This window comes from Natrinema sp. DC36 (assembly GCF_020405225.1).
GTDB lineage: Archaea > Halobacteriota > Halobacteria > Halobacteriales > Natrialbaceae > Natrinema.
On the sequence record NZ_CP084472.1, the window covers coordinates 2,738,078 to 2,761,121 of the forward strand.

Sequence of the window (23,044 nt, forward strand, 5' to 3'; positions counted from 1 at the left end):
CATCTGTCGTTGTAATGTGGTGTCAACACATGCCAATCGACTACAGCGAGCGCGAGAAGTCCTACGAACTCTATCGAAAGGGCAAACGGGAGGGGACGTGGGACCCCGACGACTACGACCTCGAGGGGGACCGGGCCGACTGGAACCGATTCTCCGAGTCCGAACAGCATCGATTTCTCGCGACGTGCTCGGGATTTTACGACGGCGAAGAGGACGTCACGCGAACGCTCGCGCCGTACATGATGGCGCTGGACGCGCTGCCGAACGACGAGATGTCCTTCAACACCGTTCAGGAGGAGATGTTCCTGGCCCAGCAGGTCTACGAGGAAGCCAAACACACCGACTTCTTCAGCCGCTACTTCGAGGAGGTCTTCGACACGCAGGAGACGGCGCCGTACCGCGAGGGCGGCTATCAGGAGCAGGGGTACAGCACGGACGATCTCTACGACACCGCGGACGACCTGCTGGCGGCGGTCAACGGCGGCGATCGCACCGAACTCGTCTACGCGCTCGGCGAGGCCTACCTGAACTACATGGGCATCGTCGAGGCGCAACTCGCCCGCGGCGGCTACCTCAGCTTCGACCAGATGATCGAACTGAAAGCCGAGGAAATGGGGCGTGACGTCGTCCTCGAATCGTTCCAGACGGCCATCGGCAAGGTCCGCCAGGACGAGACCCGACACATCGAGAACGGGCGCTGGGTCATGAAGCGATTGGCCGAGACAGAACCCGACATCGTCGCGGACGTCTACGAGCCGCGCATCGAGGAGTACGTCGAAAATCGATTGCTTGGAGACCCGCTCTACGACGAACAGCCGTTCGAGGGCTACGACCAGCGCAAGATCGGCAAACGGGTTACCCAGTACCTGCAGGACACGATCGACTACATCGGTGCCGACCGATTCGGACAGTACGGCGACGTTCGAGCCGTCCTCGAGCAGCGCCGGGCCGCCGACTGAAGCAGACCCGACGACCGTCAGAACTCGGCCTCGAGCGCCTCGAGCAGCGCATCCACGTCGGCTCGGCTGTTGAACGCGTGGATGGACGCGCGAATCGCGTCCGGTTTCGGGAGGGACCTGACGACGAGTTCTCGGTCGGCGAGTCGCTCGACGGTCCGCTCGGGGTCGTCGACGGCGATCGTCACCAGTCCGGACTCGTAGGAGCGGGGACTCAGTAGTCGGTCGTTCGGAACGCCCGCTTTGAGTCGATCGGTGAGGCGTTCGATTCGCCGTTGGATCGTTTCGAGTCCGATCTCCGTCAAGACCGTGATCGCCTCCGTCAGTCCGGCGTACGGTGCGGGGCTCGCAGTGCCGACCTCGAAGCGCCGCGCTCCCGCCGCGTACCGATAGTCGGTCGCGTTCGCATCCTCGACGCTCCGGTAGCCGATCGCCGCGGGGACGAGCTCCCGCTCGATGCCGTCGCGGACGAACAGAAAACCGGCACCAAAGGGGCCGAGCAGCCACTTGTGGCCCGCCGCGACGACGAAGTCGGCACCCCACTCGCGGACGTCGACCGGAACCTGCCCGGGCGACTGGACGGCGTCGACCACCACCAGCGCGCCGGCGTCGTGAGCGATGTCGACGATCGCTTCGATCGGTAACTGCGTCCCGTGGGTCCAGGTGAGCGAGCTCACGCAGAACAGCGTCGCGTCTTCGGCCGCTGCCGTCACCGACTCGAGGCCGCCGGCGAGCCGTCCGCCCTCCGTCTCGAGCACGCGAACCTCGACGCCGTGCTCGCGCTCGAGGCGCTGCCACGGCAGGATCCCCGCGGAGTGCTCGAGGTCGGTTCGGACGACGACGTCGTTCTCGTTCCAGTTCAGCGCGCCCGCGACGCGGTTGATCCCGTCGGTCGTGCTCTGGGTGAGCGCGATTTCGCTCGGCTCGGCACCGAGCAGGTTGGCGACGGCCGCTCGCGCCTCGTCGTAGACCGCGAACGCTGCGGGATACATCCCTTCCGCCGCGGGGGCCTCGTACTCGTGGTTCTCGAGCGCCGATTCGGCCGCCTCGACGACTCGACGGGGGCTCGGCCCGCCGGCACCCCAGTTGCAGTAGACGGACGACTCGAGGGCCGGCATCGTCTCGCGCAGATCGGTCGGTTCCATAGGTCGACTGTGGATCGGCGTCGGGTTCGTTCTGCCGGTCGCTCTCGAGGAAAACCCCGAAGTCTACGACGAGGATCCGTGACCGGGAGCGGCCCCACTGACGAGACTCCACTTTTCTTTCGTTCCCGCTTCCGTCTGGAAGACCGTCTCTCGCTCGAGGACGCTCCAAGTCGTTCGTGAGTCCGCCGCTCGAGGCGACACACCAGCCTCCCCGTGGCTTCCCGAACGGCGGTAACCGAGGGTATCCTTATACCGGTTCGGTGGGCAGGTACACGCATTCATGCTTACCCCGAGTTCATCGATCACGTTCGATGCCGGCGATCCGGCGACGACGGTCGCGATCGGCCGACTGTTCGCGTATATCGCGATCGGTATCGCCGCGGTGATACTCCTGTACTACGCGATCGTCTACGTCCGAGAGGTCCTCGCGGTCGAGGCGCGCGCCGAACAGTGGTATCTCACGATCGGGATCGGGGCGGCGATCGTCTACGCCGTCGCCGGCGTCGCCTCGATACTGCTCGAGCCCGCGTTGATCCGCCGGTTCGTCGACGGCGCGGTCCTCTTTTTCATCCTCTTTCTGGCGCTGGCGATCCGCGCCGTGTACCACGATCAGCCCGCCGCGGGCGATCGCACTCGGCTGTTACCCGCGTGGGCGGACTCCGCCGTCATCGCCGGCTTCGTCGCCGCCTGGTGGGGAACCTTCCTCGTCGAGAGTTCTTCGACGCGGCTGGTCGTCGCCGCGGGCTGGATCGTCACCTCCGCGTGGGCGGTGCTCTACGGCGTTCGCGCCGTTAGCGTCCACGAGGGGACGACGTTCGCCGCACTGACCCGACACCTGCTGCCGGCGATCGTCTGCGTCGCCGCGGTCGTCTTCGTCGACCTCGTGACGAGCTATCTGAACGGCTACGGCGCGCTCGCCGACGCCGCGTGGATCGTCGGAACGACGCTGGTCGCCGCCTTCCTCTTCGACACCGCCGTCGCCATCCGCCAGCAGGGCGGCGAACTCGAGCGGCTCTACGACTGGACGACCTGGCGCGAGCAGTCGTTCGACGACCGCTCCGCGGAGTAGGCACCCCCGTCCGGGTTCGACCCGTCGATCGAGGCGGACGACCTACAGTTCGCCGCGCAGGACGACCTCGTTGTCGACCCGCTCGAGCATGTCCTCGGTGACGACGTAGTCCTCGTCGTCCTCGCCTTCCCAGCCGACCGACGCGAGTACCTGTTCCGCCACGCTGGGGTCGGGATCGACGGCGGCCCTGTTCCCGTCGACTTTGGCGACGATTCCCAGTTCCTTGCCCTCGACGTCGACGACGGTCTTTCCGACATCATCGTCAGTCAGTGGTGCTGTCATATCCGTCGCTACGAGGACCGGCCGGGTAAGTGAACGGCCGTCCCGTGCCGGTTCGGTGATCGAGCCGGCGGCTCGATCGGGCTACTAATACCACTTGCGTATGCCCGCCAGAGAAAGCTATCACTGCGCCTCCGGAGTAGTTGACGCCGGCCGTCGATACGCCGACCGACGCGGACTCATCGTACTCCCACTACCCATGACACAGACACTCGAGATCAGCGACGACCTCTCGGAACGACTCGACAACCACTGCGAGGAGGGCCAATCACCCGAGGAACTCATCGAGGAACTGGTGTCGATGTACGAGACCGAGGGCACCTTCCTGCAGGAGGGCTATTCGGAGTGAGGCAACGAGTCGCGTTGCCACCCCGTTTTTCGATGCGACCGGCCGATGAACGGCCGTCCACGGCGTGTGAGTGATGATGACACTCAAGTAGGCCGTCCACGTACGACGAAGTATGCACCTGCTAGTCGCCCTCGAGGACTCGGAGCCGGGGTGGGCGGCACTCGAGTTCGCATGTACGGAACACACCGACGACGAGATCACGGTCATCCACGCCGTCGACCCCACGGACAGCGGCTACGGTGAGGTCGCACACCTCGGACCGGAGACGCTGCTCGAGCGCCAGCGCGAGGAGGCGGAGGAACTGCTCGCGGACGCCGACGCTCGCGCGGCCGAGCACGGCCGTTCGATCGACACGGCGGTCGGCGTCGGGCAGCCGGCGGACGCCATCGTCGACTACGCGACGGAGAACGCGATCGACCTGATCATCGTCGGCAGCCACGGTCGGACCGGCTTCTCGAGGGTCCTGCTCGGCAGCGTCGCGGAACGGGTCGCTCGGCAGGCTCCCGTGCCCGTGACGATCGTTCGATGAGAGTTGGGGTCGTTCAATTCGCAGTGAATGGAACAGTGGGCTAGTGAGAACAAGTGAAACGAAGCGTCCTACTATCGTGGCAACAGGGAATCGCCACGCCCTCCCCAGCCGATTTCTCCTCACGGGCGCTGCGAGGCGGTGAAACCGCCTCGACGGTCGCGGCGCGTAGCGCCGCGCTCTGCCCGTTCGGATGGTTCGCGGGACCTCCGGTCCCGCGCTATTCGCTTTCGAGGCGCTCCCGTCGTCTTCGCGCGGCGACGCCGCGCGAATGGTCTGCGAGACCTCCGGTCTCGCACTAGTCGCGCCTCGCCGACAGCGCGCGCCACCGCACGTGGGTTGGCCGGCCCGGAGTGAAACGTAGTTCCCCCACTACTGAACGATTGGTACGGGAACTCACGTTAGAACGCGCCAATAGCGCTACTACCGGAGCAAAACGGGGAATATCGAACCGGACCCGGTTCGAATCGATCGTCAGTGATCGTGATCGTGGTCGTGCGAGTGGTTGCTCGGCTCACCGCCGTCACTGGCCGCGTCGAGGTCCCCGCCGGCGACGAGCGCGTCGTGGTCGCCGTCCATCATGTCCATGTTCTTCAGGGTGTCGCGCTCTTCGAACTCCTCGACGGCGTCGAGGAGGTCTTCCTGCGTCAGCGTCGTGCGGTCCTCGGTCAGCGCCTCGAGGACGGCCTCTCGGAGCACCATTCGGAGGTCGCTTCCGGTCAGCCCCTCGGTCACCTCTGCGATGAGGTGGGGATCGAACTCGTCGATGTCCATCGTTCGAGTAATGAGACCGAGGATGTCCGCCCGCATGCCGGAGTCGGGCTTCGGGAAATTGATAATCTCGTCGAAGCGCCGCCAGGCGGCGTCGTCTAACTGGTCGGGGTGATTAGTCGCCCCGATGAGCAGGACGTCGTCATCGATGAGCGAGATGTTATCGATGCTCTTGAGGAGCGTGTTGACGGCGCGTTTGAGCGCGGCGTGTTCGTCGCTGCGCCGGGTCTTGGCGACGAAGTCGAACTCGTCGATGAAGAGGATACACGGCGAGAGCCGTTTGGCGACCTCGAAGGTCTTGTCGACGTTCTTGGCCGTCTCGCCGAGATACTGCGAGGTGATCATCGAGAGCTTGACCTCGACGAAGGGGAGGTCCATGTCCCGGGCCAGCGCCTGCGCCGTCGAGGTCTTCCCGGTCCCCGGCGGGCCGACGAACAGCAGTTTGCCGATCTCGCGCAGGCCGATATCCGCGAGGTAGTCTCGGTGTTCGATCGCCTTCGAGATCTTGTCGAGTTCGTTCTCCTGATCCTGGGTGAGGACGAGGTCGTCGAGCGTGATCTCGACCTCCTCGGGGGCGCGGACTTCCACGAGGTCGAGCATCTCCTCGTCGTCGTCCTCGTTGAAGTACTCGTCGAGGAGCCCGTCGATCCAGACTCGATCGGCCTGAATCGGCCGGTTTTGATCGCGAGCTACCTCGTGGGTGACGTCGACGTCGTACGTCTCGTGCTCCGCGAAGTGTTTCGCCAGCGTCGGGTTCTCGAGCAGGCGCTCGTCGTCGACGCGTTCGACGAACCACTCCTCGGCCATGTCCCGCTGGGCGAGGGTGATCGTCCCGGAGAACTCGTCGCGTTCGGTGAACATCAGATCGGCGACGGCGTCCCACGGCTGACCGACGCCGGTCGCCTCGCGAGCCGTGCTGGTCGTCACCGACAGCGGGCGACTGATTCCGGCCGGTTTCCGGGTGCTTCCCCCGCTCCCGTCGTCACTCTCGCTCTCGTCGTCGACGCCGCCGGTCCAGTAAACACGGCGAAACGACGGGGGGAGATCGTTCTCGTCTAGCGTCCGGTCGTCCGAATACACGCTCGTCGTGAGCAGAAACTCCACGACATCGAGCGCCGCATCACTCATTCCGTGAACGTACTCACTACACGTTCTTAACAGCGTCGTCACGCGCAACGTATGCGAAACAGTTCCACCCGAAACGTCCCGCGGCCGCGTTTCGAACCCGGAAATCAGCACAACCGTTTTCGTGTATCGGCTCACAGTCACCCGTATGAACGTGTTGCTGGGTCTCGGCGGCAGCGACGAGTCGGTGAAGACGCTCCGGCGGACCATCGAGCGAACCCAGGATGTCGGCGACGACCTCACCGTCGTCATCGTCGACAAGCCCGAGTCGAAACGCTCGCAAGACGAGACGTACCAGATGGCCGTCGACCGCCTCAAGGACGTCGGGCTCGACGAGATCACAGTCGAGAAACTCGAGGGAGATCCAGGGAGCGCGCTCGTCAATTACGCCGAACAGGGCGAGTTCGATCAGCTGGTCATCGGCGGCGGTACCCTGAGCCCGATGGGGAAGATCCAGCTCGGCCCGATCACGGAGTTCGTCCTATTGAACGCCCCGACGACGGTCAAGCTGGTGCGATAACCATGGTCGGAACGCGACAGTATCCGGACGAACCGTCCGGTCCGTTCCCCTCGCCGCCGACGACCGTCGAGGACCGCGAGGGTCGGTCGATCGAGGTCCGCGCACCGGCCGAGTTCGCGGCCGAGGCGCTCGGCGACGTCGTCGACATGTACGTCGAGTTCGATCCCTCCGATCGAGCCCAGGGGATTCCGCCGACCGGCGAGGATCGCATCCGCAGCTGGCTCGAGACGATCGGCGATGACAGCGTTAACGTCGTCGCCCGCCACGACGGCGACGCGATCGGCCACGCGATGCTCGTCCCCGACTCCGACGACCCGGCGGCGATCGAGCAGAAGGGGGGAATCGAGTGGGAGCTGGCGATATTCGTCCTGCAGGCCTACCAGCGGGCCGGCATCGGCACGCTCTTGCTCGAGAACCTGCTGGGTCACGCCAGCGACATCGGGATCAGTCGCGTCTGGCTGACCGTCGAACGCTGGAACAATCCGGCGATCGCCCTCTACGAACGGGTCGGTTTCGAAGCGACCGGGACCGAGAGCTTCGAACAGGAGATGGCAATCCTGCTCGAGGGAGCGGACTGAAACGAATCGCTGTCAGACTGAGACGGACTACCGTCAGTCGGCTTCGGCGCGCCCGCAAGACGATCGCAGTTGCGTCGGGAACCCGGTACAGGGATCCGTCCGCGGCCCGCTCGATCGCCGAGCCGTCCGGCTACACCGAGAGAACCGGCTGGCTCGCGTAGGAGAGGACGTATTCGGCCGCCTTCTCGAGGACTTCCGCCTCGGCTCTGGTCACCGGTTCGCGCGGGAGCACGATGAAGTCGGCATCGATGTCGTCGGCGGTGTCGAGGACGACGTTGCCGGGGTGGCGCGTCTTCCGCGTCTGCGAGAAGCCGTCGTCGACGGACGTGGTGATCGGAACACCAGCGTCCTCGGCGATGTCGCCGATGTCGTCGAAGAACCCCTGCGTATTCTCCGCGATGTCGGTCTCGTCGACCGTGCCGACGTCTAATCCCCGAACGACGCCCCGTCCGAGAACGAACAGCGCGTGCACGGTGGCATCGTAGCGATCGGCGACGGCGATGGCGTACTCGACGGCGGTGGCAGACTCGTCGCTGCCGTCGACCGGGGCGAGAACGGTATCGACGGTAAACAGCTCGCTGGCGTCCATACGCGGCAGTGGGTGTTCCGTCACAAAAAAGCCACCCCACCGAATGCCGCTTCGATCCGCTCGAAAGATACCCAGGTCCCACCGAACGCTCCCCGATCCATCGGGTTTGGGACGCACGGAAACAGTGCGGGTCGATTCACCTCGCTCGGACGAACTCGCTGCCCGAACAGGGACGTTTAAGCGAGCGCGAGCGCAATTCATTGATATGTTCGACACGGTCGTGGTCGCCACCGACGGCTCCGAGAGCGTGAAACGAGCCGTCGACGTCGCGCTCGATCTCGCGGACCGCTTCGGGGCCGACGTTCACGCCCTCTCGGTGGTCGACGCCAGCGAGGTCGACGCCTCGCCCCAGCAGCTCCGGGACGAGCTCCGCACCGCCCTCGAGACGACCGCCGACGCCGCGATCGCTACGGTCGAGGAGCGAGCCGAGGGAGCAGTGACGACCGAGATCCGCGAAGGGCGTCCCGCCATCGAGATCTGCGAGTACGCCCGCGAGGTCGACGCCGACGTGGTCGCGACCGGGACCCGCGGTCGTCACGGCGAGAACCGCCTCCTGCTCGGCAGCGTCGCCGAGCGGATCGTCCGGACCTCGCCCGTCCCCGTGTTGACGGTGCGCCAACTCGAGCCGACGGACGACGGTGCCGACGCCGACGGCGAGGAAGTAGCCGCAGACGCCTGATCCGAGCGACGGCGGTCGCTGGCCCGCCATCTCGCGACATCGGCGGTTACTTCCCCGCCGGTCACGCAGCACGTACCATGTACGACGAACTCATTCAGAGCGGCGATCTGTCGCTCGCCCGGAAATCGGTGCTGCCGGGAACCGGTTTCTTCCTGCCTGATACGCTCGAGGAGGACCTCGAGGACCAGCAGACCGCAGCCGCCCTCGAGGGAGCCGAGGTCGCGGTCATCGCGGACCCGGACGCCGACGGGCTTGCCTGCGTCGCGCTCATCCGAGAGGCCTACGACGACGTACAGAACGTGCCCGAGCCCGACGAGGATGCGGCCGAAGATGATGACGACGGGAACCGGCCGGAGCCGGTCGCCGACGCGACAGACGACGCCGACGAACAGAACGTCGTCATCGAGGCCGCCGACGCCGAGGAGCCGCTCGAGGAGCCCGAACCGACGCCCCACGAAGTCGCGCTCATCCCCGCGAGCCCCCACAACGTCGAGGACGCGCTGGCTCGCGTCGCGGAGTACGGCGACGAGGGGATCGATATCTTCGTCTGCGACCTGGCGCCGGACCGGTACGAGTACGTCGAGACGGAGCTCGCCGCGGCACTCGAGACCGCCGATAGCGTCGCGTGGTACGACCACCACCAGTGGGGCGACGACGTGGCGCAGGCGGTCCGAGACGCCGGCGTCGACCTCGTGGTCGGCGACTCCGACGAGGAGTGTAGCGCCGACGTGGTCTACCGCTCGCTCGAGTACGAGTTCGATCCGATGTACGAGGAACTCGCGGCCGTCACCCGGGATCACGACCTCTGGCTGCGCGAGGACACGCGCAGCGACGACCTCGCCGACTACGCCTACTGGACCGATCCCGCGGAGTACGTCGAGGTCGTCCGCGAGTACGGCGTCGACCTGCCCGAGTGGGTCACCGACTACATCGCCGAGCGCCGCGTCGAGAAGGAGGCGCTCATCGAACAGGCGGTCGGCCGCGCGGAGCTTCGCGAGATCGGCGGCTACACGGTCGGCATTACCTACGGCCGCTGTTCGCAAAACGAGGTCGCCGAAGCGATGCGCGAGCAGGGAGCCGACGCCTCGGTGATCGTCAAACCAGCCGGCTCGGCCTCCATTCGGGGCACCGACGAGTTCGAACTGTGCCACGAGGTCGCGGGGAAGGTCAACGGCGGCGGCCACCCCAAGGCCGCGGGCTGCAAACCCGACATCTACGACGACATGCTGGACTACGCGAACCACTGGACGACCCGCGGGGCCGTGACGAAACGCGTCATCCTCGACGCGTTCCGAGACGTCGTCGCGGAAGCGGACGAGGATGCCGACGGCGACGCGGACACGGACGCGAGCGAGGACTGATCGGCTCGAGGATCCGTCGAATCGTTTTTGACTCTATCACGGAATTCACGACCGTCAGTGAACGGTCAATAGAGCCAATCTATGTCTCACTTCGGACTGGTCAACCGGCGTGCGGTGGCGCGCGCTGTCGGCCGACCGAGTAGTAGCGAGGGCGGCCGACGATATTGCGCGAGGGATGAGTGAGCGAGTACAACGAGCGAACGAATCGGCTGGGGAGGGCGTGGTGATTCCCCGTTGCCACGGTGGCAGGGCGCTTCTTTCATCGAACTCACTACCGAGCATCCTGCTCAGAAACAGAAGATAGTGAGCGTCAGTTACCCGCTGTTTCTCGAGGTGGTCCGTCCAGAATCGGTCTCGGCTCGAGCGAACCGAGAGGAACGCTCGAGCAAACCAATTAAAATCACCCTCGCGATGCGAAGTACCGCATCACCAGCTGCAACACGTGAACGAAGACGCCGGCGACGGCGATGTAGACGCCGATCGTCTGAAGCGCGACCGACGCGCTGCGCTGGTCGCGCACCTTCCAGATCTCCCAGCCCAGGCGGAGCAGGAAGCCGAGGAAGATGAGGACGAAGCCGACGAGCAACACCGGCGCGACGAAGGTCCCGATCAGAATCGCGACGATGCCGCCGATGAACGCGTAGTTGGCGTACGATCCCCAGTGCTCGAACGTCTTCGATCGCGCGTAAACGTAGGCGGAGATGACGGCCGTCAACAGCGCCACGACGACCGCCGTCACGGCGAGGATCGTTAGCTGGGACTCTCGAGGCGCGAAGCGAAGCACGCCGGCTCCGAAGACCCCGAAGGCCAATTGCAGAATGACCATCCCGACGAACGCGATTCCCATGTCTCCGCCCGTGACGCCACGCTCGGCGACTACCTGTCCGGCCATGATGGCCGCGCCGTAGGCGAGCGCGCCGATGATCGGAAACGAGAACAGGTAGTCGTTGACGCTCGCGAGCGGCGTCACCACGAGGACGTACATCAACGCCACGTTGATCGCCATCAGGGCGCTCGCACCGCCGATCACGCGCGCTTCGCGACTCGAGAGACCGAACCCGCGGCCGGTCTCGTACGGGGTTTCGGTCGAGCTCATTACGTCTCACTACGCCGCTGAGCCGCAAAAGACTGCGGCCTACTACTGACTATCCGCGTCTGCCACGTCTGCGGTTCGCCCTCCGACGTCGCTAGCCGTCCGTCTCGCCCACGTTCCATCGATCCGAGAACGCCGTCCCGCACGTACACTGGGCGTAGGCGTGGACGACGTCCCCATCCGCGTAGATGCCGCCGACCTCCTCGTTTTGCGCCTCGGCGAACGCGAAGACGAACTGAATCTCGTGCTCCTCGTCACCCGCTTCGTCGGGGCAGTGCCCACCCGTCAGATCGTCGTCGATCTCCCCCTCGGTGCTCATCGCGGACTTGGCGAACTCCATCGCTCCGGTGCCGGTCGCCGCCTGAAAGGCGTTCCGCCCGCGCTCGCCGTCGATCACGATCAGCGTCCCGTCGTCGACGCGCTCGCCGAACTCCTCGAGGCGCTCGTCCGACACGTAGGACTCTGCCAGGAACAGCGCCACGTCCTCGAGTCGCTCGCCCGCCAGAAACGCCTCGCGTTGGTCACTCATGGTGTCGGATTCACGCTCGAGGTGGAAAAAGGGAGGTATTCGGATTTCCGGCCGGGCTCGAGGGCGTCGACCGGGGCTCCAGTCGTCACTGGGGGTATTGATCCGGATAAAAATGTACCGCCGCGGTACTCCCTGACAGCGGACTCGCGACCTGTCGTTCGCGAGTGATTCGACGGGCGATCGAAGCCGCTGAAACGATGCGCCCGGTTGCGACGGCCGCGTCCGGGACGCGTCGTTTCAGTGGCCTCGAAGGTCTCAGACCTCGAGATCTGACGCGGCCAGCATGACCTGCAGCGCCTCGCTGGGCGACATGTCGTCGTCGAGCTGGCCGGCATACCATGTCAGTAGGTCCACGAACACATCGCGGACGTCGTGTGACGCCGCGCTGTAGTGTGCGACCACCCCGTCAGTTTTCAGCGTGATGTCGACCCCGTGCGGTTCGGGCGCGTCGGCGAGTGTGTGATCGCGTGCGTGTGTGCGATCGTGATCGTCGCGCTCGCTGCGAGCGTCCCCTGCGGGCCCGTCGCCCGCCGGTAGTGCGTCCGCGACCTCGCTGGCCGCCGACATCGCCGCGCGGTTCGAACCGGACCCCTCCGATCGAACGAGATAGCGGTTCTCGCCCAACTCGTCGACGTGATCGTCGTCTAACTGTAGCTCGTCGGGGGAGAGAACGCCGTCGTCTTGCTCGAGCGGATCGGAGGTCATTGTATATCAGTCGTAAGTGAGGTGATTAGACCTCGACGATGCTCTTGTCACCGAATGTGTTCGGTAAACTCACACCGTAGGTGTACTGCGCACCGGACTGGTCGATGAGTTTGATCGTCACACTCTCACCAGCGGGAAGTCCAACAGGTTGACCAGTACCACTACTATCTTCCACGTTATCTTCAATCGCGCCAGTGTCGATTTCTAGCTTGACTCGCTCTTCAGTGTTGGTAAGCGATTCATTAGAGCTATCAGTGATTGAATGTGTGGTGAAGTTTTCAGCGTTAGCGCCCGAAACACTGCCGTCATCGTACGTGAGTGAGACGTCCTCCTTATTACTCGTGTACTGGACGGTCATCGATGTAAGATCGATTGCTTCAGATCCAGCAGACTTCTTGATTGTCATATTAACTGTATCGACGTAGGAGTTATTAAGTGCGTCTTCGCCTGAGGCGCCTTCATACACAGCACCAACAGCGTGAATGACATCGATCTGATTCGCGACCTCCTGTTGAGTCTCGGAGCCAGTGTCAGATGCCTGACTTTGCAAAACACCAGCCGTGTTAATCAGCACCCCTGCTGCGATCGCTGCGACGAGAACCATAGCGATGAAGACAATTAGCGTACCGATACCAACCTGACCGCGAGTGTCATCGTCGACCTGAAGTCGTTCGAACATCGATTAGACCTCCACCACTTCTTTATCTCCAAAGGTGTTCGGAATACTCACACCGTAGGTGTATTGCGCACCGGACTGGTCGATGAGTTTGAGTGTTGCGCTGTCTCCACCGTCAAGCCCGTCACCGCCTTCGATATCAGCTGTATCGATGGTGAGTCTGATACGATGTTCAGTATTGGTCAACGACTCGTCGTCGTAGCCATTGATTTTGGACGTGGTGAAATTCCCAGCATCCGCTGAATCTAATACTTTCTCGCTTGCAGTCGTATCTGTCTGGTTGTACGTTAGTGCAACATCGGTGTCGTCACTCGTGTACTGAACCGTCATCGAGGTGATGTCGATCGCATCGGATCCTGCCGACTTCTTGATAGTCAGATTCAAGTGATCGACAGCATCGTTAGCCGAAACGTTACCGACTGCGTGAACCACGTCGATCTGGTTTGCGACCTCCTGCTGGGTCTCGGAGCCAGTATTGGACGCCTGACTCTGCAAAACACCAGCCGTGTTAATCAGTACTCCTGCTGCAATCGCCGCGACCAGGACCATCGCGATAAACACGATGAGCGTCCCGATCCCGACCTGACCGCGGTCGTCGTTATCGTAGTCTGTTATTGCTTCGAACATTATGTGTACACCCTGCGTGCCGTCCTCGTCCGCATCGTGTCATCGTCATCGCGACACGAGCCGTCCGCGCGGACACCATCTGCCAGCTCGACGGGCCGAGCCCGTCGCTCCCACCGCGAGACTGACGACGGAACACAATCGGTGTCCCGTCGAAGGCAGACGTGTGACGAGGTCGTTGGCATCACAGATTCTGGGGATGTACCCCGGCGAAGACAACGAATAGATAGACTATCAAGCTCTGTATCACTTCAGTCGACGTATCGAAACTCGACTCACGACTCGAAACGCGGGACGAACTCGAGCGTACACCTTTAGGACCGCCCTCGCTACTGGGGAGTAGTATGACCGTATCGTCCGACGGAGAAGACCGCTTCCGCCGGCAGGTAACGAGCCGAGTGACGGGCTCGCGGAGCTAAGATGGATTTCGGACTCGCCTCCCTGCGGAGCCTCATCGAAGACTTCCTCAGCGACAGCGGCGGCCGTCGGGGACGCGAGCGCGAGCAACAACGCCAACAGCGTGACGGCGACACCGACGACGCTGGAGGGGCGACCGCGCAAGCGGGAGGCGATTCCGACGCGGAATCAACGGACGACGAGGAACCGAGCGAGTCCGACGGCGGCGAGAAACGCGGCGGCGGACTGTTCGGTCGCGGGAAGGGCTCGAGCGGCGACGACGAGGATCTCGACGACCTCTTCTATCGGATCGAGGAACTCGAGGAGGAACTCGAGAACAAGGAGTCGACGCTGGGGACGGTCCAGGACTCCCAGCAACAGGTTGCGGACCAGGTCGAGGAGATGAACGAGACGGTTCGTCAACTGCTCGGCGTGTACGATATGTTGACCGACGACGTGAACCCGTTTACCGGCGCTGGCGAGGAGCGAAAGGGGTTCGGCGTCTTCGGCGAGGACGAGGCGACGACCGACGGCGGAAGCGATTCGATGGCCGGACTCCGGGCCGAAATGGACTCGTCGGGGCGCGAGGAAACGGTCTCCTTCGACGACCTCAAGGGAGTCATCGAGGATGCGGCGGCGGCCCAGTCCGATGGTGCCGACGAGACCGGCGGTGAGACGATCACGTTCGACGAGGACGAGGGCGACGACGATACGCGGGTCGAAGTACAGGCGACCGAGAGCGTCGACGAGCCTGATTCGGAACTGGGTGCGGACGCCGACGGGGCGGACGCGGATGGGGCAGTCGACGACGACTCGGACGTCACCCTCGAGTCGCTCGCGGACACGTACGCGACGGATATCATCGTCCTCGAGTGGCTGACCGAACTGGTCCGGACGGCCGGGCCGGCGGCGACGCTGCGTGCGATTTCGTACTACGCCGAGATCGGCTGGATCGACGACGAGGTCAAAGACCACCTCGAGGCGATGTTGAGCGGCCCCGACCTCGACATTCACGTCGACCCGGAGATGACGCCGGAGGAACTGACCGCCGAGGATCACGCCGATAGCTACACGTACATCATGAAGCTCCAGGAGATCCACGAGACGAAACGGGAAGTCGGCCCGGATACCGGACGGGGGCAGTAGCCATGCGCCGGGGCACCGAGGGAGGACGGTGATCGCGCGTGGGGTTCAGTACCAGTGGCGCGACGGCGATCATCTTCGTCGGCGTGCTGGTCGCCGCGGGGATCGCCTATCCGGTCTTTCACTCGGCACAGGAGGAGCGACGGACGGCGATTCAGGACCGCGACGATCGGACGCTGTCGATGCGAAACACGGCGATCGCGGTCGACTCGTGGAGCTACAACGAGAGCGGCACAAACGACTTTACCATGAGCGTGAACAACACCGGCTCGACGACGCTCTCGGTCACCGAGACGGATCTGCTGGTCGACGGCGTCTACCAGACGCGGGACTCGTACACCACGAGCGTCGAGAGCAGCGCCGAACGCGAGCTGTGGCAACCCGGCGAGACGCTGCACGTGACGGTAGCCAACAGGACGCCCGAACCGGACAGGGTGAAACTGGTAACCGAACACGGGATCGCCGAGACGGTAACGGAGGTCGGAGGGTGAGCCATGGCCGGTGACTCCGTTTCGACGCTGATCCTGTTCATCGCCGCGATGTTGGTCGCCGCCGGCGTCGCCGGCACGCTGGTGACCAACGTCAACGACCTGAGTAATTCGGTCGACAGTCAGAGCGGCGACATGACGGACAAGATCGATACCGACATCGAGATCATTAGCGATCCGGGGAGCGACGCGGTGTACAACTCGAGCGGTGCGGAGAACGTCACGCTCCTCGTGAAAAACACCGGCCGAAAGACGCTCACGGCCGACAGCACCGAACTCGACGTGCTGGTCGACGGCTCGTACGTCTCGAACGACGCGTTCACGGTCACGGTACGGGACGGCGGCGGCCCCTGGCGGGACGGAACGGTCGCCGAACTCGAGATAGCTCTCGAGCAGCCGTTCGATCCGGAGACGGAACACCGGATCAGCGTGACCGTCAACGGTGCGGAGGAGGTGTTCGAATTCTACGTCCCATGACAGACTACTATTCCATCGGACTGACCGATCAAGATCGGGTAAACACCGCCATCGGGGGCGGGATTCCAGCCGGGAGCATCATGCTCATCGAAGGCCAAGACGGCGCGGGCAAGAGCGCCCTCTCCCAGCGCTTTTCCTACGGGATCGCCTCCGAGGACGTCTACGTCACCTACATCTCGACGGAACTCGAGTCCTGGGAGTTCGTCCAGCAGATGCACTCGCTGTCCTACGACGTGGTCGATCTGCTGTTGGACGAACAGTTGCTGTTCTTGCACGCGAACATCGACACGCACGACGAGGGCCGGAAACGCCAGCTCCTCGCGCGACTCGCGAGCGCGGAGACGCTCTGGAAGGCCGACGTCGTCTTCGTCGATACCCTCTCGGCGCTGTTGCGGAACGATCCCAACTACGAGGGCGTCATCGAAGCGGGGGACGAGGACCACGTCATTCAACGGCTCGTCACGTTCCTGCGCCAGATGACGATGAAGGACAAATCGGTCGTGCTGACGGTCGATCCGACGAGCGTCCGTGACGACGCGTTGCGACCGCTGCGGAACATGGCCGACATCTACTTTCAGATCGAGACGAACACGGTCGGTCAGGAGATCAGACGAAAGGTTCTGGTCCGGCGGTTTCAGAACATGAAGAGTCCGGTCGACGACTCCATCGGGTTCACCGTCCAACAGGGACGGGGGATCTCGATCGTCAGCAGAACGGTGGCCTAAATGTCAGACTTCGGAAGCGCACGACTCGAGAACGAACTCGACGCACTGGCCGACGAGCACCCGCACCTGCGGGAACACCTCGAGTGGTTCCACGAGGAGTACGGCGAGTATCCGAAACTCATCGACGAACCGTCCGAGGAGTGGGAGTCGAAACGGCCGAACGTCATCTACGAAGCCGAGGCACCGATCTTCTGTCACGTCTACGGCGATATGGGGATCGACACCACCTACTACTGCGTCGAGCCGACCCTCGAGGACGAGGACAAGGCGCTGTACGACCAGATCCGACAGCGAATCCTCGACAAGAGCGTGACTCGACCGGCACCGGGCGACAACGAGGAGTTCGAGGAGCACCTGGACGAACTCTTGGACGAAGTCGTCGAAATCACGTCCGGGATCACCGGCCAGTCGATCGGTCGGCTCAAGTCCTTCGGCACGAGCAAGGTCTCGCTCTCGCAGGATCAGTTCACCCGATTGCGCTACCAGCTCCAGCGCGACATCGTCGGCCTCGGCCCGCTGGAACCGGTGATGGCCGACACGGCCAACGAGGACATCCACGTCATCGGTCCGAAGCAGTGTTACCTCGATCACGGCACGTACGGCATGATCTCGGCCACCGTCGACTTCGGGACGCCCGAGGAGTTCGAGCAGTGGCTCCGGAACATGGGCGAACGGATGAACCACCCGATCAGCGACTCCGATCCGATCATCGACGCGACGCTGCCCGGCGGCTCGCGTATCAACATCATCTACTCCGACGACGTCTCCGTCCAGGGGCCCTCGATGACCATCCGACAGGGCGAGGAGATCCCGCTGTCGGTCTTCCAGATCACGAAGTGGGGGACGATTTCCCCGGAACTGGCCGCGTACCTCTGGCTCTGTCTCGAGAACGAGCAGACCGTGTTCGTCGTCGGTGAGACGGCCTCGGGAAAGACGACGACGCTGAACGCGGCGCTGTCGTTCATTCCGCGCGACGCGAAGATCTACACAGCGGAGGACACCTCTGAGGTCATTCCGCCGCACAACACCTGGCAGCAACTGCTCACTCGCGAGGGATCCGGCGACGAGTCGGCCGACGTGGACATGTTCGACCTGGTCGCGGCGGCCCTCCGATCGCGTCCGGACTACATCATCGTGGGCGAGGTCCGCGGGGCGGAGGGGCAGATGGCGTTCCAAGCGGCACAGACCGGTCACCCCGTCATGCTGACCTTCCACGCCAGCGACATCGTCTCGATGATTCAGCGCTTTACCGGGGCACCGATCAACGTCCCCGAGACGTTCATGGACAACTGCGACGTCGCGCTGTTCCAGAACCGGGTCAAGCAGGGCGACGACGTCCTCCGGCGAGTCACGTCGGTCCAGGAGATCGAGGGCTACTCCGACTACGAGGGCGGCGTCGTCACCCGCCAGGCGTTCAAGTGGGACCCCCGCGACGACGAGGTCGCCTTTACGGGTCGCAACAACTCCTTCGTTCTCGAGGAGCAGATCGCGACGCTGCTGGGCTACCAGGACACCCGGAAGATCTACGACGAGCTCGACCGTCGGGCGGAGATCATCCGCCAGCTCATCGACGCCGACGTGCTGGGCTACCACGAGGTCAACGACGCGATCGCCGGCTTCCATCGCGACGGCCTCGAGGGATTACCCATCCGGATCAGCGGCATCGACCAGTTCGCCTGAGATACTATGTCAACAGACTCCCAGTCCGCGCCCGACATGAGCACTCGATCGGCCCTCGAGTCGCTCAACAGGGCGTACGCGAACATGGAGATGGGTGCCTCGCGGTATCTCCTGCTCGTCATCGCGCCCGCGTTCGCGTTCTTCATCGGGAGCGGCGTCGTGGTCGTCGTGCTCGGACTCTCGCTGCTGATCGGCCTCCCGGTCGTCCTCCTGGGACTGCTGGCGATGGTCGTCGCGATCATCTACCCCAAGCTGGCCCAGGACCGAAAGCGCAAGCAGATTCGCCAGCGCTTTCACCTCTTCTTGACCCACATCACCGTCCTCTCGATGACGAACATCAACCGCGTCGAGATCTTCCGTACCCTCGCGGAGGAAGACGAGTACGACGCCTTGGCCGAGGAGATGGGACACCTCGTCGCGATGGTCGACACCTGGAACCAGAGCCTCGACGACGCCTGCCGGCTCCGCGCCAAACAGACGACGAGTCCGCTCCTGACCGATTTCCTCGAGCGGCTGGCGTACACGGTCGGCGGCGGCCAGCAGATCAGCGAGTTCCTGATCGACGAACAGGACACGATCATCCAGCAGTTCGTCACCCGGTACGAGGCGGACCTGGGGAAACTCGACGTGATGAAAGAGCTGTACATGTCGATGATGCTGTCGGTAGCGTTCATCCTCGTGTTCGCGATCGTTCTGCCGATCCTGACCGGAACGAGCCCGACGCTGTTGATCGGCGGCACCATCGCCATGTTCACGATCGTGCAGGTTGCGTTCATCTACGCGGTCCACGTCATCTCGCCGTACGATCCCCTCTGGTATATCGAGGAGACGGAAGGGACCGGCCCGCTCACCCGGATTCCGCGAGCGCTCGCGATCGGTATCGGCTGTAGCATCCTCCTCGCCGTCGTGATGGGACTAGCCCTCTTCGGGATCGTGCCGGGGATCGCCAGCCGCGTCCCGCTGCCGATCATGGTCGCGATCCCCGTGACACCACTGCTCCTCCCCGGGTGGCGGATGCGACAGGAAGAACAAAAGGTCAAGGTCCGCGACGGGGAGTTCCCCAGCTTCATCCGCGCGCTCGGTGCCGTCGAGAGCGTCAAACAGACCTCGACCGGGAGCGTCCTCGAGAGCCTGCGGCGCAAGGACTTCGGGGCGTTAACCGACAACGTCGACGCGCTGTACAAGCGGCTCAACATGCGGATCGACGACATCCGCTCGTGGCGGCTGTTCGCGGCGGAGACCGGCTCCTATCTCATCCAGAAGTTCGGCGACATGTACGTCGTCGGTCGCCAGATGGGGGGCGATCCGAAGGTCCTCGGGCAGGTCATCAGCGAGAACCAGAACGAAGTGCTCAAAGTCCGCGAGCAACGCGATCAGGCGACGATGACCCTGATCGGCGTCCTCTACGGCATCACCGCCGCGGCCGTCTTCTCGTTTTTCGTCGGCCTCGAGGTCGTCGAAATCATGATGGAGATCACGGGCGAGATGGACCTCCAAGAACAGAGCAGCTTCACCGGGGGGTTGCTCAGCACCGAGCAGTACGACATTCAGGTCATCGAGTATCTATTGCTTCTGACGATCGTCATCAATGCCGCGCTCTCGGCGATCATGATTCGACTCACCGACCGCGGCCACATTATCAGCGCGCTGGTTCACTTCGTCTTCCTGACGTGGCTCGGTGCCGTAATCGCGGTCATCACGGAGTACGTCGTCGGGATAGCTATCAGCGTGTAGCGGCGTTCGGACTCGTCACCCCGACGGCCGACCGGCCATCGATCGACTCACCCCGATCGCTCGCAATCCAGCAGCCTTCGATCCGGTAGCGACGACGACTCACCGTTCGTAATGACGTGAATGTTCTTGAGTAGCGGACGACTGAATTACAGTAGACCGGCGACACCAGCCATCCATGCCAGATCAAAAACCATATCTTCAGACGCTCGAGCGATCGGCCGGGCGAACCAACGCCACCATCCAGTGGGCGCGCTTTCTCGGCGAGACCTTCGGCACGACGGGCGCGCTGAACTGCCTGCGGTACTACGAGGACCTGGGCTGGATCAGCCCGCTCGTCCGCGAGCAGATGACCTCGTACCTTCGCGGGCTCTCCCTCGGGGAGATCCACAACAAACGCTACGACGAACCGACGACGCTCGAGTATCCGCTCGAGTCCCTGAGCGGGACGCTCTTCAGCGCCCACGCCCAGACCCTCGAGTACATCGCGAAGATTCGAGGCGACGACCTCGAGGAACACGTGATGATCGCACGGATGGCCGAGCGGCGGGTCGAACGACGAATCGATGACGACGAGGACGACGGCGACGAACCGAACGAGATGGTAAGCATCATCCGAGACGGTCCATCTCAGCACTGAGCATATATTCGGCTTTTGGCCATAACACTTATCATCGATTTCGAACTGGCGGCTATAAATTCACATTTAAATGAGTTATACAGAAATTTATGTTCAAATGTTTTGTTTTGTCCCCTCACACAGACTAGTATCCGAAGAGTCCATAAGTGAATGTTTATTGTATCATTCACGGAATCTTGATTTATCTATATTCGATACCATTCACTTCCCTGTCTCTTAATACGGGTCGGTGTCAGGAACTCAGTAGTCGTGAGTGGGACCGTCACCGATCATCCGGCGACAGTGCGTGGTCGACGGCTGCGGAACGGTTCACATCACGTCCCCCCATAGGTGATCGTCAATGCGTGAGGACACTCCAAATACCGAATCCGTGCTCGACGAACTGTCGAGGGCGGCGACTGCGGACAACCAGTCGGAATCGTACGATATCTCGCTCGGATCGACCGACGATGCGACCAGAGACGTCGAACGCGAACTCGACGAACTGATGGCGCAGGTAAACAGCGCGCTCCCGACCGACGAGGTCCAGTTCGACGAGGCTATCATCAAGGAGAACTTGGACGAAATCCTCCTGATGCTCATCGCGCTCCACGAAGAAACACACGGGAAAGAGCTCCTCTCGGACCTGACCCACCTCTTCGGAGCCCAGCTCAGTCCGGGCACCGTCTATCCGAGTCTCCACAACCTGGAGGAAGAGGACGTGCTCTCGATGCACGCCAAGGTCAGAACCAAGGAGTACTCGATCGCCGACGAAGAGTACGTCCGCGCGACCGTCGAGCGGACGATGGTACAGCACCTCGCCTTCGGCCTGCTGCTGTACGCATTTCTGCCGCGACTCTAAGGCACTCCCGTTTTCCGCGCTCGAGTTACGGGCGACCGCGTTTTCGAACCCGAAGTCACCCGGCACTGACAGGCTCGAGTCGACGGAGCCGCGTCGGTCCGGTCGTGACAACGCTATTTCCCGGCCAAAGCTCGGCTACCGCCGAGATCGGGGGCTCGCGAATCAGTGGTCCTCGAGATCCTTCGCGATCTCGCTCAGACTATCGCTCGGCGGCGCTCGCGCGTCGTAATAGGTCGTCTCGCCGGGTGCGCGAAGGCCGTAGAGGAACTCGGATTCGACGACGTCGACCAGCACCGATCCCCCCGCCGGAATATCGCGCTCGGCGGTCCACTCCGAGAGTCGGTCGGTCGCGCCGCTGGGGTCTCGGGCCTCGTCCGGCGTCTCGTAGACGCCCGGAACCGACAGGTCATCGCCCGTCAGCGCCCGCTCGACTCGCGCGAACAGTTCCTCGCCGTCGAGGACGACTCGGACGACCTCGTCGGTCGAAAACGCATCGCGTTCGTCGGCCGGCACCTCGAGTTTGACGCCGGTCGCCGTCTCTATACACGTCGACCGGACCGTCTCTACCGAAGGATGGTCGCTCGCAACTCTGTCTCCCATAAAAACGAATCGAATGTATCGTTGCGATTTACTCGTCGTCGCCGCCCTCGCCGAGGAGGTCGTCGACGTCGGTGCTCCCGCGTTCGGCGATCGAGGCGTTGACCTGCGCGACGGCGTCGGAAATCTCGCGACCGCGAACCGTGATCCGGCGACGCTCGCCGTCACGGTCCGGACGGTAGCCCGTCTGTCGGCCGTTCATCAGCACTTCCGTCAGATTCGGCCCGGAGACCTCGCCGTTGAGTGGACGGCCCGCCTTGTCGGAGCCGCCGGTGATCTCGAGCGTGTAGCCGTCGAGGCCGACCGAGCCGCCGTCGACCTCCTCGCCGATCGACTTGCCCATGAATCGGTTCGCGTCCTGTTCCTCCGCCTCGAGCTGATAGGACGACCCGGATTCGGGGTCGCCGACAACGACAGTGAAACTTGCCATGCCCGACGGAAGACGGCCGTCGCTCAAAAGATCATCGATCGGGACCGACCTTTTGCCGAGCGACCGAACGAAGTGAGGGAGCGCAGCGCAAAAGGTCGATCAAAAGCACTCCTCCTTCCCCGCCAGCCGCGCCAAGCGCGGCTTCTGGGTCAGTCGTCGGCCCGCTCGCTCACCCTTCGGGTTCGCTCGCGGTCATACCGAGTGACCACCTGCCCTCCCCCGAGTTGGACGGCTCTCGCGTTGCTCGAGCCGTCCGCCCGGCCACTCGACCCAGCGGCGTTTCAGCGTTCGACCGCTCGAACAGTCAAGTACCCCGACCCCC

At 63.4% G+C, this 23,044-nt stretch carries 27 protein-coding genes; 16 read left to right on the forward strand and 11 right to left on the reverse strand.

The window, feature by feature from the left end:
- Window positions 1–29 precede the first annotated feature (29 nt).
- Window positions 30–959 (forward strand): ribonucleotide reductase, encoded by a 930-nt coding sequence (locus tag LDH74_RS14165; protein ID WP_226039359.1) that lies wholly within the window; start codon window positions 30–32, stop codon window positions 957–959.
- Between the two features lie 17 nt (window positions 960–976).
- On the opposite strand, the gene LDH74_RS14170 is transcribed toward LDH74_RS14165, so the two are convergent.
- Window positions 977–2,101 (reverse strand): aminotransferase class V-fold PLP-dependent enzyme, encoded by a 1,125-nt coding sequence (locus LDH74_RS14170; protein WP_226039360.1) that lies wholly within the window; start codon window positions 2,099–2,101, stop codon window positions 977–979.
- Window positions 2,102–2,381: 280 nt separating this feature from the next.
- Here LDH74_RS14170 and LDH74_RS14175 point away from each other — a divergent pair, with 280 nt between their 5' ends.
- Window positions 2,382–3,170: a hypothetical protein gene (locus tag LDH74_RS14175; RefSeq protein WP_226039361.1), complete on the forward strand. Its 789-nt coding sequence runs from the start codon at window positions 2,382–2,384 to the stop codon at window positions 3,168–3,170.
- A 42-nt stretch (window positions 3,171–3,212) separates the two neighbouring features.
- Here the strand turns inward: LDH74_RS14175 and LDH74_RS14180 are convergent, their stop codons facing one another.
- A complete protein-coding gene (locus tag LDH74_RS14180) occupies window positions 3,213–3,452 on the reverse strand; it encodes a hypothetical protein (protein WP_226039362.1) in 240 nt (79 codons plus the stop codon).
- Window positions 3,453–3,648: 196 nt separating this feature from the next.
- On the opposite strand from LDH74_RS14180, the gene LDH74_RS14185 reads away from it, so the two are divergent.
- Complete coding sequence (locus LDH74_RS14185) at window positions 3,649–3,798, forward strand: hypothetical protein (RefSeq protein ID WP_226039363.1); 150 nt, start codon at window positions 3,649–3,651, stop codon at window positions 3,796–3,798.
- Window positions 3,799–3,910: 112 nt separating this feature from the next.
- On the forward strand, window positions 3,911–4,327 hold the full coding sequence (locus LDH74_RS14190) for a universal stress protein (RefSeq protein ID WP_226039364.1): 417 nt from the start codon (window positions 3,911–3,913) through the stop codon (window positions 4,325–4,327).
- A gap of 471 nt (window positions 4,328–4,798) precedes the next feature.
- Here LDH74_RS14190 and LDH74_RS14195 read toward each other — a convergent pair whose 3' ends face one another.
- Complete coding sequence (locus LDH74_RS14195) at window positions 4,799–6,223, reverse strand: ATP-binding protein (protein WP_226039365.1); 1,425 nt, start codon at window positions 6,221–6,223, stop codon at window positions 4,799–4,801.
- A 145-nt stretch (window positions 6,224–6,368) separates the two neighbouring features.
- Here LDH74_RS14195 and LDH74_RS14200 point away from each other — a divergent pair, with 145 nt between their 5' ends.
- Window positions 6,369–6,740: a universal stress protein gene (locus tag LDH74_RS14200; RefSeq protein ID WP_226039366.1), complete on the forward strand. Its 372-nt coding sequence runs from the start codon at window positions 6,369–6,371 to the stop codon at window positions 6,738–6,740.
- Between the two features lie 2 nt (window positions 6,741–6,742).
- Complete coding sequence (locus tag LDH74_RS14205) at window positions 6,743–7,318, forward strand: GNAT family N-acetyltransferase (protein ID WP_226039367.1); 576 nt, start codon at window positions 6,743–6,745, stop codon at window positions 7,316–7,318.
- A 130-nt stretch (window positions 7,319–7,448) separates the two neighbouring features.
- Here the strand turns inward: LDH74_RS14205 and LDH74_RS14210 are convergent, their stop codons facing one another.
- The gene (locus LDH74_RS14210; RefSeq protein ID WP_226039368.1) at window positions 7,449–7,907 is read right to left on the reverse strand and encodes a universal stress protein; all 459 of its coding nucleotides are present in this window, start codon (window positions 7,905–7,907) and stop codon (window positions 7,449–7,451) included.
- Between the two features lie 205 nt (window positions 7,908–8,112).
- On the opposite strand from LDH74_RS14210, the gene LDH74_RS14215 reads away from it, so the two are divergent.
- Both LDH74_RS14215 and LDH74_RS14220 read left to right on the forward strand, forming a co-directional pair.
- Window positions 8,113–8,586 carry a universal stress protein gene (locus tag LDH74_RS14215; RefSeq protein ID WP_226039369.1) on the forward strand — a complete coding sequence of 158 codons (474 nt, stop codon included), beginning with the start codon at window positions 8,113–8,115 and terminating at the stop codon, window positions 8,584–8,586.
- Between the two features lie 77 nt (window positions 8,587–8,663).
- Window positions 8,664–9,947, forward strand: a complete 1,284-nt coding sequence (locus LDH74_RS14220) for a phosphohydrolase (protein WP_226039370.1) — start codon at window positions 8,664–8,666, stop codon at window positions 9,945–9,947.
- A gap of 400 nt (window positions 9,948–10,347) precedes the next feature.
- Here the strand turns inward: LDH74_RS14220 and LDH74_RS14225 are convergent, their stop codons facing one another.
- The 5 genes from LDH74_RS14225 to LDH74_RS14245 form a co-directional block, all read right to left on the reverse strand.
- Window positions 10,348–11,043, reverse strand: coding sequence for a hypothetical protein (locus tag LDH74_RS14225; RefSeq protein ID WP_226039371.1), 696 nt, complete (start codon window positions 11,041–11,043; stop codon window positions 10,348–10,350).
- A gap of 91 nt (window positions 11,044–11,134) precedes the next feature.
- Entirely contained in the window at window positions 11,135–11,569 is a 435-nt protein-coding gene (locus LDH74_RS14230) for a DUF5807 family protein (protein ID WP_226039372.1), read from the reverse strand.
- 255 nt (window positions 11,570–11,824) lie between these two features.
- Window positions 11,825–12,274, reverse strand: coding sequence for a hypothetical protein (locus tag LDH74_RS14235; protein WP_226039373.1), 450 nt, complete (start codon window positions 12,272–12,274; stop codon window positions 11,825–11,827).
- A gap of 25 nt (window positions 12,275–12,299) precedes the next feature.
- Complete coding sequence (locus LDH74_RS14240; RefSeq protein WP_226039374.1) at window positions 12,300–12,953, reverse strand: archaellin/type IV pilin N-terminal domain-containing protein; 654 nt, start codon at window positions 12,951–12,953, stop codon at window positions 12,300–12,302.
- 3 nt (window positions 12,954–12,956) lie between these two features.
- Window positions 12,957–13,577 carry an archaellin/type IV pilin N-terminal domain-containing protein gene (locus LDH74_RS14245; protein WP_226039375.1) on the reverse strand — a complete coding sequence of 207 codons (621 nt, stop codon included), beginning with the start codon at window positions 13,575–13,577 and terminating at the stop codon, window positions 12,957–12,959.
- Between the two features lie 417 nt (window positions 13,578–13,994).
- On the opposite strand from LDH74_RS14245, the gene LDH74_RS14250 reads away from it, so the two are divergent.
- The 8 genes from LDH74_RS14250 to LDH74_RS14285 all read left to right on the forward strand — a co-directional run bounded on the left by LDH74_RS14250 (window position 13,995) and on the right by LDH74_RS14285 (window position 21,695).
- Window positions 13,995–15,116, forward strand: a complete 1,122-nt coding sequence (locus tag LDH74_RS14250; protein ID WP_226039376.1) for a FlaD/FlaE family flagellar protein — start codon at window positions 13,995–13,997, stop codon at window positions 15,114–15,116.
- Window positions 15,117–15,154: 38 nt separating this feature from the next.
- On the forward strand, window positions 15,155–15,604 hold the full coding sequence (locus LDH74_RS14255; RefSeq protein WP_226039377.1) for a flagellin: 450 nt from the start codon (window positions 15,155–15,157) through the stop codon (window positions 15,602–15,604).
- Between the two features lie 3 nt (window positions 15,605–15,607).
- Window positions 15,608–16,078: a flagellar protein G gene (locus tag LDH74_RS14260; RefSeq protein WP_226039378.1), complete on the forward strand. Its 471-nt coding sequence runs from the start codon at window positions 15,608–15,610 to the stop codon at window positions 16,076–16,078.
- On the forward strand, window positions 16,075–16,803 hold the full coding sequence (locus LDH74_RS14265) for an ATPase domain-containing protein (protein ID WP_226039379.1): 729 nt from the start codon (window positions 16,075–16,077) through the stop codon (window positions 16,801–16,803). Before LDH74_RS14260 ends, LDH74_RS14265 begins: the two co-directional genes overlap by 4 nt.
- Window positions 16,804–18,483, forward strand: a complete 1,680-nt coding sequence (locus LDH74_RS14270; protein WP_226039380.1) for a type II/IV secretion system ATPase subunit — start codon at window positions 16,804–16,806, stop codon at window positions 18,481–18,483.
- 6 nt (window positions 18,484–18,489) lie between these two features.
- Complete coding sequence (flaJ, locus tag LDH74_RS14275; RefSeq protein ID WP_226039381.1) at window positions 18,490–20,217, forward strand: archaellar assembly protein FlaJ; 1,728 nt, start codon at window positions 18,490–18,492, stop codon at window positions 20,215–20,217.
- Window positions 20,218–20,392: 175 nt separating this feature from the next.
- The gene (locus LDH74_RS14280; RefSeq protein ID WP_226039382.1) at window positions 20,393–20,854 is read left to right on the forward strand and encodes a FlaD/FlaE family flagellar protein; all 462 of its coding nucleotides are present in this window, start codon (window positions 20,393–20,395) and stop codon (window positions 20,852–20,854) included.
- Between the two features lie 340 nt (window positions 20,855–21,194).
- Window positions 21,195–21,695, forward strand: coding sequence for a helix-turn-helix transcriptional regulator (locus LDH74_RS14285; protein WP_226039383.1), 501 nt, complete (start codon window positions 21,195–21,197; stop codon window positions 21,693–21,695).
- Between the two features lie 162 nt (window positions 21,696–21,857).
- Here the strand turns inward: LDH74_RS14285 and LDH74_RS14290 are convergent, their stop codons facing one another.
- Together LDH74_RS14290 and LDH74_RS14295 are read right to left on the reverse strand one after the other, a co-directional pair.
- A complete protein-coding gene (locus tag LDH74_RS14290; protein WP_226039384.1) occupies window positions 21,858–22,295 on the reverse strand; it encodes a hypothetical protein in 438 nt (145 codons plus the stop codon).
- A 28-nt stretch (window positions 22,296–22,323) separates the two neighbouring features.
- Window positions 22,324–22,722, reverse strand: a complete 399-nt coding sequence (locus LDH74_RS14295) for a 30S ribosomal protein S6e (protein WP_226039385.1) — start codon at window positions 22,720–22,722, stop codon at window positions 22,324–22,326.
- Between the last annotated feature and the right edge of the window lie 322 nt (window positions 22,723–23,044).

What these genes read in the sequence shown, in the direction of transcription:
- LDH74_RS14210 (WP_226039368.1), bottom strand. Translation starts at nt 7,907, where the DNA reads ATGGACGCCAGCGAGCTGTTTACCGTCGATACCGTTCTCGCCCCGGTC.
- LDH74_RS14175 (WP_226039361.1), top strand. Translation starts at nt 2,382, where the DNA reads ATGCTTACCCCGAGTTCATCGATCACGTTCGATGCCGGCGATCCGGCG.
- LDH74_RS14165 (WP_226039359.1), top strand. Translation starts at nt 30, where the DNA reads ATGCCAATCGACTACAGCGAGCGCGAGAAGTCCTACGAACTCTATCGA.
- LDH74_RS14270 (WP_226039380.1), top strand. Translation starts at nt 16,804, where the DNA reads ATGTCAGACTTCGGAAGCGCACGACTCGAGAACGAACTCGACGCACTG.
- LDH74_RS14295 (WP_226039385.1), bottom strand. Translation starts at nt 22,722, where the DNA reads ATGGCAAGTTTCACTGTCGTTGTCGGCGACCCCGAATCCGGGTCGTCC.
- LDH74_RS14170 (WP_226039360.1), bottom strand. Translation starts at nt 2,101, where the DNA reads ATGGAACCGACCGATCTGCGCGAGACGATGCCGGCCCTCGAGTCGTCC.
- LDH74_RS14235 (WP_226039373.1), bottom strand. Translation starts at nt 12,274, where the DNA reads ATGACCTCCGATCCGCTCGAGCAAGACGACGGCGTTCTCTCCCCCGAC.
- LDH74_RS14195 (WP_226039365.1), bottom strand. Translation starts at nt 6,223, where the DNA reads ATGAGTGATGCGGCGCTCGATGTCGTGGAGTTTCTGCTCACGACGAGC.
- LDH74_RS14240 (WP_226039374.1), bottom strand. Translation starts at nt 12,953, where the DNA reads ATGTTCGAACGACTTCAGGTCGACGATGACACTCGCGGTCAGGTTGGT.
- LDH74_RS14225 (WP_226039371.1), bottom strand. Translation starts at nt 11,043, where the DNA reads ATGAGCTCGACCGAAACCCCGTACGAGACCGGCCGCGGGTTCGGTCTC.
- LDH74_RS14185 (WP_226039363.1), top strand. Translation starts at nt 3,649, where the DNA reads ATGACACAGACACTCGAGATCAGCGACGACCTCTCGGAACGACTCGAC.
- LDH74_RS14190 (WP_226039364.1), top strand. Translation starts at nt 3,911, where the DNA reads ATGCACCTGCTAGTCGCCCTCGAGGACTCGGAGCCGGGGTGGGCGGCA.
- LDH74_RS14205 (WP_226039367.1), top strand. Translation starts at nt 6,743, where the DNA reads ATGGTCGGAACGCGACAGTATCCGGACGAACCGTCCGGTCCGTTCCCC.
- flaJ (WP_226039381.1), top strand. Translation starts at nt 18,490, where the DNA reads ATGTCAACAGACTCCCAGTCCGCGCCCGACATGAGCACTCGATCGGCC.
- LDH74_RS14200 (WP_226039366.1), top strand. Translation starts at nt 6,369, where the DNA reads ATGAACGTGTTGCTGGGTCTCGGCGGCAGCGACGAGTCGGTGAAGACG.
- LDH74_RS14290 (WP_226039384.1), bottom strand. Translation starts at nt 22,295, where the DNA reads ATGGGAGACAGAGTTGCGAGCGACCATCCTTCGGTAGAGACGGTCCGG.
- LDH74_RS14280 (WP_226039382.1), top strand. Translation starts at nt 20,393, where the DNA reads ATGCCAGATCAAAAACCATATCTTCAGACGCTCGAGCGATCGGCCGGG.
- LDH74_RS14245 (WP_226039375.1), bottom strand. Translation starts at nt 13,577, where the DNA reads ATGTTCGAAGCAATAACAGACTACGATAACGACGACCGCGGTCAGGTC.
- LDH74_RS14265 (WP_226039379.1), top strand. Translation starts at nt 16,075, where the DNA reads ATGACAGACTACTATTCCATCGGACTGACCGATCAAGATCGGGTAAAC.
- LDH74_RS14285 (WP_226039383.1), top strand. Translation starts at nt 21,195, where the DNA reads ATGCGTGAGGACACTCCAAATACCGAATCCGTGCTCGACGAACTGTCG.
- LDH74_RS14215 (WP_226039369.1), top strand. Translation starts at nt 8,113, where the DNA reads ATGTTCGACACGGTCGTGGTCGCCACCGACGGCTCCGAGAGCGTGAAA.
- LDH74_RS14260 (WP_226039378.1), top strand. Translation starts at nt 15,608, where the DNA reads ATGGCCGGTGACTCCGTTTCGACGCTGATCCTGTTCATCGCCGCGATG.
- LDH74_RS14220 (WP_226039370.1), top strand. Translation starts at nt 8,664, where the DNA reads ATGTACGACGAACTCATTCAGAGCGGCGATCTGTCGCTCGCCCGGAAA.
- LDH74_RS14230 (WP_226039372.1), bottom strand. Translation starts at nt 11,569, where the DNA reads ATGAGTGACCAACGCGAGGCGTTTCTGGCGGGCGAGCGACTCGAGGAC.
- LDH74_RS14180 (WP_226039362.1), bottom strand. Translation starts at nt 3,452, where the DNA reads ATGACAGCACCACTGACTGACGATGATGTCGGAAAGACCGTCGTCGAC.
- LDH74_RS14250 (WP_226039376.1), top strand. Translation starts at nt 13,995, where the DNA reads ATGGATTTCGGACTCGCCTCCCTGCGGAGCCTCATCGAAGACTTCCTC.